This is a genomic window from Deltaproteobacteria bacterium (assembly GCA_019310525.1).
Lineage (GTDB): Bacteria > Desulfobacterota > DSM-4660 > Desulfatiglandales > HGW-15 > JAFDEE01.
This window is the reverse complement of record JAFDEE010000132.1, coordinates 1-5,196: the sequence shown is the minus strand read 5'-3', so window position 1 is coordinate 5,196 and position 5,196 is coordinate 1. Positions and strand designations below refer to the sequence as shown.

Below are 5,196 nucleotides of genomic sequence, written 5' to 3'. Positions count from 1 at the left end.
AGTGAGAAACCGGGATTTAAAGAAAAATGTTTTTCACTTGACCCCTTGAACCCTCGACCCCTTGGCCCCTAAGCTTACGGCTTCAGCCGATAGTGGTTTAATCCTCGAAATACTTCAATGTACCCCTGCGGTTAAAATTTTCGCCTTCCTTGACCTTGAACAAAATTGAACATTTTTCAAAGGTCTCATAAACCGAAGGAGTTTGATATCGACGGGGGCCGGGAAGATTTCGGAGCGCCCCTCTCATTTCGCTCTCTTCTCAATGACCACCAACATCCGAAAAGCGAGAAAGGAACGAAAGGGTTTGAGCCACCTTTCAAGGCGCTCAAGCATCGGAAAGGCAAAGACCGGGCACAGGCTCGGGTTATGGAATCCTCCGCTCAGGGGGTAAACTAAAAAATCCATCGTATCGATCCGAATCACCCGGAACCCCGGAAATTCCCGGGCAAACCTCCGGCCATACTTGATAAACATAAGAGAGGGGATGGACTGGTTTCCCTTGAAGGCCTCCTTGCCCGATCCCCCAAAGGCTTCTCCGTACGGATCAACCTCGCCATCCAACCCTTCCGGGTGAAAATACCGGTAGACGACATAGGAGAACCAGGACACATAAGGTTCCATCATGACCACGCGTCCTCCGGGGCGCAAAACCTTTTCCGCTTCCCCGAAGAATCGGGCGGGACGAGACAGGTGATGAAGCACATCAAAGAGTACGATGTTGTCCAGACTCTCTTTCTTGAACGGCAGGAAATGGGCGTCCAGGACGACATCAAGCCATGGTGCGAAGAGAATATCCGAGGTGATCGTCCCGGGGAAAAACTCCTTCAGGTTCCCGCTTCCCCCGCCCAGCTCCAGGGTCCTGCCCGGCCTTATGGCTTCGCCGATCAACCGGTACCACCGGTGATACAGTCTCCTGAGGATAGGTTTGCGTTCCCAAATCCTCCGGCGTTCCTCGATGATATCTCCCTGTGATTTCATGGAGTGTCCGCATCCCGGCGGATTTTGAAGGAAGGCCTTTGAAAAATGCACGATCTCGACTGGGGTCGTGGAAAATGATTTTTCATATCGCCTTGATCTTGCGGTAGGCGAAAAGGGTCATTTTCAACAAAAGCCACCCATGCCTGAATCGACTGATATTGGTGCTTCCATAGGTCCTTTCCCGGTACCGGATGGGGACCTCCACCACCTTGAGATTTTGCTTCACGGCACCGAATATCAAGTCGAAGTCCCCGAATGGATCGAAATCCCCGAAGTAGCCGCGGTCGGCCTGAATTTTTTCATAGTCCCTCTTGAACAGAACCTTTGTCCCGCATAGGGTATCCTTGAAACGTTGATTTAGAAGCCATGTGAACATCACGGAAAAGAATTTGTTCCCCAGGAGATTCAAAAAACGCATGGCCTGTTTTTCCATGGGATAGACCAACCGGCAACCGTTGATGAATTCCCCCAAGTCCTCAGTGATGGCCCGGTAAAACTTCGGCAGGTCTTCCGGGGGCATGGTGAGATCGGCATCGAGAATCATCAGCACCTCTCCCGTTGCCGCTGAAAAGCCCTTCCGAACCGCATCCCCCTTTCCCCGCCCATCCTGGACCATGAACTTGATGTCTTTTTCCGGGTATGCCCTTATGACCCTCTGGATTTCATCCGGAGTGCCGTCAGTGGAATGGCCGTCCACAAAGATGATTTCCTGGTGGGAACCGAATTCCGGTATCCTTCGAACAGCGGCCTCGATATTTCCCTTTTCGTTTCTACAAGGAATCAATATGGTGGATGAAAATTCCCTCTTCTCCCGCTTATCCAGAGGCCGCGAAACGATGTACCGGCACAGGCACAGGCGTCTCAATCCAGGAAGAGGTGCCAGATAACGGTTGATAAACCGGCTCAGGAGCGGAATCTTTTTGGGGATCAAAAGCCGTGTCTCGCTTTTTACGACTTGAAAGCGCGCAAGCCTTAATAGATTAACGATATCCTCGGTTGAAAGCCAATTCTGGTACTGCTGGGGCATCTTCAGTCTCAAAACCTCCCCCAATTTGAGTACCGGTTCCCACAAGAAATTATAATAGGAGATGATGATCCGTGTATCGGCCCGACAAAAAACTCTAAGTCCTCTTAATGTCTCTTCAATATCCCTGAGATGCCCCACGACATCGGCCAGGATGATCACATCAAAGGTTTCACCCCAGTATTCAAGATCCTCCACATCGGCCTGGCGGAAATCGAGATGCGGATATTTCTCTCGGGCCCTATCGATCATCTTTGAGCTGAAATCGATTCCCACTCCGCGCCGCGGCTTCAAGGCGTTCAGAAGATCTCCCGTCCCGCATCCCAATTCAAGCACCGACAACCCTGCCGGAACGAGAAACCTGAAATACCGCGCCTGATCATCGTAATAGTACCTGTTTCTCCTGATCCAGTGATCCCGCCTCTCCGCCAAAGCATCAAAACGCGCAATGATCGCCTCTTTTCCTAACTCTTTTGTTTCTTTTATCATCTCTGCCTAAGTAAACGACCCTGGTTGCAAAATCTTCCTGATTCTTTGAATCTGAATCCTTCAGAACTCATTCATCACCGGTTGAAATCATCCATGACTTTCAATAAATTTACCGATTTCCATTGCATAATCTTCAAGGTCTTTCAAATCATTACAGATAATCTCATATACGGCACTATAATCGATATCCCAGTATAGATGGACCAGCCTGTTTCTGAATCTGGCCATTTTTGAAAGCCGCCCTGCAAGTTCATCCGGTAGCATTCCTGATAGCCCCAGGAGTTCGAAACAATGTGAATAATCCTCCGGCACTTGATGAATTTTCTTTGCTGCAAGGTAGTAACAGATATTCAAGGCCGCTTCAATAGCTGTAAGCAGTCGCGACCTTGCAATGTCCTGGTAGTCTTCGTTTCTGAGGAATTCTTCTTTTGAAATACCCTGAAAAGCCTTCAAGCGGTTCAGGGACCGAAATATATCCGTTAACTTCCCCCTTATTCGGTTGGTGTCGAGCGTCAAGGGACAAATGCCTCCTTTTGGTAATATGACAAAACGGGTTTTAAATCAAAATATCTTGACAGCACATACGTAACAAAATTCACCCTTTTACTGTCATTCTTGTTATAAATTAGCTGGCCCTTCAATACATTGTATGCATACGTTATATTGCGTTTATTGACTATTCGAATATCAACAGGAATAGAAATTCCGACATATCGCTCTAGTTCCATTTCAAGGGTTAGTTCGAATTTTACCTGTTCTTTTACTTGGTTTTCATTTACATATATACCTATATCAATATCTCTGAATGGACCATCCGCGTTGAAAGACCCGTAGATGTAAGCAAATTCAATCTCCGGTTTCTCGTGGAAAAATTCTTCTATTTGCCGGAGAATTTTCTTCTTTTTGTCATTACTCAGTTTATAGGCCGTTATTTCAGCCATTTAAAACCCATCGCTTTACCTAGTCGGTTCAGCCGGATGCCTACATCTAGAGTATTACAAAACCTGAATATCAATCAAACTCCCTCGATCTCCTTATCTTATTGCAAAACTGCGGCCTCTTGCTCCCTTTCCTCCATAGATGACGATTCTTTTTTCTTGATCAGCAATCGATAAATATCTTTGATCCCTATAGCCATCAAGACAATCAATATCGGTTCAAATGGCAGCCTGTACTTTGCGTAACCGACCGGCCCGGATATCAGCAAGAAGTAACCAATGACCAGAAGGCAAAAAATGGCCTCCCACTTCTTCCAGCGATACAGAATGATCAGTCCCCATAACTGGAGAATCCGCGATAACATTAACCCGGCCAGTCCAAGAACCACGGCCCACCCGAAAACCCCATTCAGTCCCTTCAGGAAGTTCCACCCCCTATCAAGAAGCGTTTTTCCCGGTGTATAAAAAAAAATGGGGCCTCTCAATGCTCAAGAGGTAGGACATATCGATGAGAGCAGGGGCGAACAGATTCTTGGCCATCCCGAAAACCCAGGCCTTTAAAAGGGCTGCTTTTGGTTCCTTTTCAAGGTACTCAATAGCCATCCGGACTTGCCGATCGCTTCTCTCGAAGGGGCCCAAGTCCTCCGGCCTGGCCCCTCCCTCTCTTATTCTTTCATCAAATTCCCGGTTTGCCTTCTTCATCCCCTCTATAAAAGGGATCCCCTTAGAATACTGCCAGACAAAAGGAACCACGTACTGTAGGAGATGCTCCCCTGCCTGGGATGTCAATCTGTATCGGCCATAATGGATATGGTTTCGAACAAGCCAGGGGGACAGAAAAAAAAAGAAGACAACAATAACAGCGATCGATTTCCCGGCTGCAAGGAAAAAACCATTTTTATGTTTGATTAAAAGAAACAGGAAGAGAAACGGGATCAAAAAAAGAGGAAAATACATGGTTACGGGACGAATGTACACCGATAGAGCGCACCCTGACCCTATCAAGATGCACCCTTTCCAATCGCCTTTTTCGATCCACCTGAATAATGCGAGCAGAACTAATAAAAAAACGAATAGAAACAGACTATCATTCAATATAAAATGCGCATAGGTGATCATCCCGACATTTGCGGCCGACAACAAACCCGCCAGCCAGCCCGCGCCTTTCCACAATTTTTCGGCCAACAGGAAAATAAATACACAACTTAGGCAATCAAACAAAACCTGGATTAGTATCGCAGGAAGAAAACCCCCAGATCCCCACTTCAAGACCCCGGCCAAAAAGAGAGGGTAAGCGGGCATTCTCTCCACGTCCGGCCTGGAGGGGTAATTCGGATAGCAAAATGAATGGTGGCGGACCAGTCCTTCGGCCAAAGAAACATACATTCTTGAATCGGGTTGGAATACCACGCCGGGATGGCCCATAACTTGCCAGAAAACCGTCAGCCGAAAAATCAGGGCGGCAAAGAAAATGACCGCCAGCTTCTTTGGGAACAAATTTCCCATCCGTTTTGTCATTATTTGTCTCGAATAACGGGGACCCATTATTCCATTAAGAGGATAGCTTCAAAGAGCGACACCAGCCGAATTATCTCTCACTATGGCTATATGACAAACCCTACTGTATCGCATGAAAACTACAAGATGGATTAGTTGCCTATTCCGGTGAAAACGGCATGTCATTCCGGAGCATTCCGACACCCTGATCCGGAGGATTGCGGCACCCCCGAGCGAGGAAGTCGGAGCGAAGCGACGCTGGGATTTATG

General features: G+C 47.6%; 6 protein-coding genes. All 6 read right to left on the bottom strand.

What is annotated here, in order from left to right:
• Positions 1 to 243: 243 nt before the first annotated feature.
• Positions 244 to 978 carry a class I SAM-dependent methyltransferase gene (locus tag JRF57_15940; GenBank protein ID MBW2305189.1) on the bottom strand — a complete coding sequence of 245 codons (735 nt, stop codon included), beginning with the start codon at positions 976 to 978 and terminating at the stop codon, positions 244 to 246.
• Positions 979 to 1,060: 82 nt separating this feature from the next.
• On the bottom strand, positions 1,061 to 2,491 hold the full coding sequence (locus JRF57_15935) for a glycosyltransferase (protein MBW2305188.1): 1,431 nt from the start codon (positions 2,489 to 2,491) through the stop codon (positions 1,061 to 1,063).
• Positions 2,492 to 2,578: 87 nt separating this feature from the next.
• Positions 2,579 to 3,007: a DUF86 domain-containing protein gene (locus JRF57_15930; protein ID MBW2305187.1), complete on the bottom strand. Its 429-nt coding sequence runs from the start codon at positions 3,005 to 3,007 to the stop codon at positions 2,579 to 2,581.
• Positions 3,004 to 3,432 carry a nucleotidyltransferase domain-containing protein gene (locus JRF57_15925; GenBank protein ID MBW2305186.1) on the bottom strand — a complete coding sequence of 143 codons (429 nt, stop codon included), beginning with the start codon at positions 3,430 to 3,432 and terminating at the stop codon, positions 3,004 to 3,006. The genes JRF57_15930 and JRF57_15925 overlap by 4 nt, the downstream gene beginning before the upstream one ends.
• Before the next feature lie 98 nt (positions 3,433 to 3,530).
• On the bottom strand, positions 3,531 to 3,818 hold the full coding sequence (locus tag JRF57_15920; protein ID MBW2305185.1) for a hypothetical protein: 288 nt from the start codon (positions 3,816 to 3,818) through the stop codon (positions 3,531 to 3,533).
• A 49-nt stretch (positions 3,819 to 3,867) separates the two neighbouring features.
• The gene (locus JRF57_15915; protein ID MBW2305184.1) at positions 3,868 to 4,926 is read right to left on the bottom strand and encodes a glycosyltransferase family 39 protein; all 1,059 of its coding nucleotides are present in this window, start codon (positions 4,924 to 4,926) and stop codon (positions 3,868 to 3,870) included.
• Positions 4,927 to 5,196 lie beyond the last annotated feature (270 nt).

Coding starts and splice junctions, on each gene's coding strand:
- JRF57_15925 (MBW2305186.1), bottom strand. CDS start 3,432: ATGGCTGAAATAACGGCCTATAAACTGAGTAATGACAAAAAGAAGAAA.
- JRF57_15935 (MBW2305188.1), bottom strand. CDS start 2,491: ATGATAAAAGAAACAAAAGAGTTAGGAAAAGAGGCGATCATTGCGCGT.
- JRF57_15940 (MBW2305189.1), bottom strand. CDS start 978: ATGAAATCACAGGGAGATATCATCGAGGAACGCCGGAGGATTTGGGAA.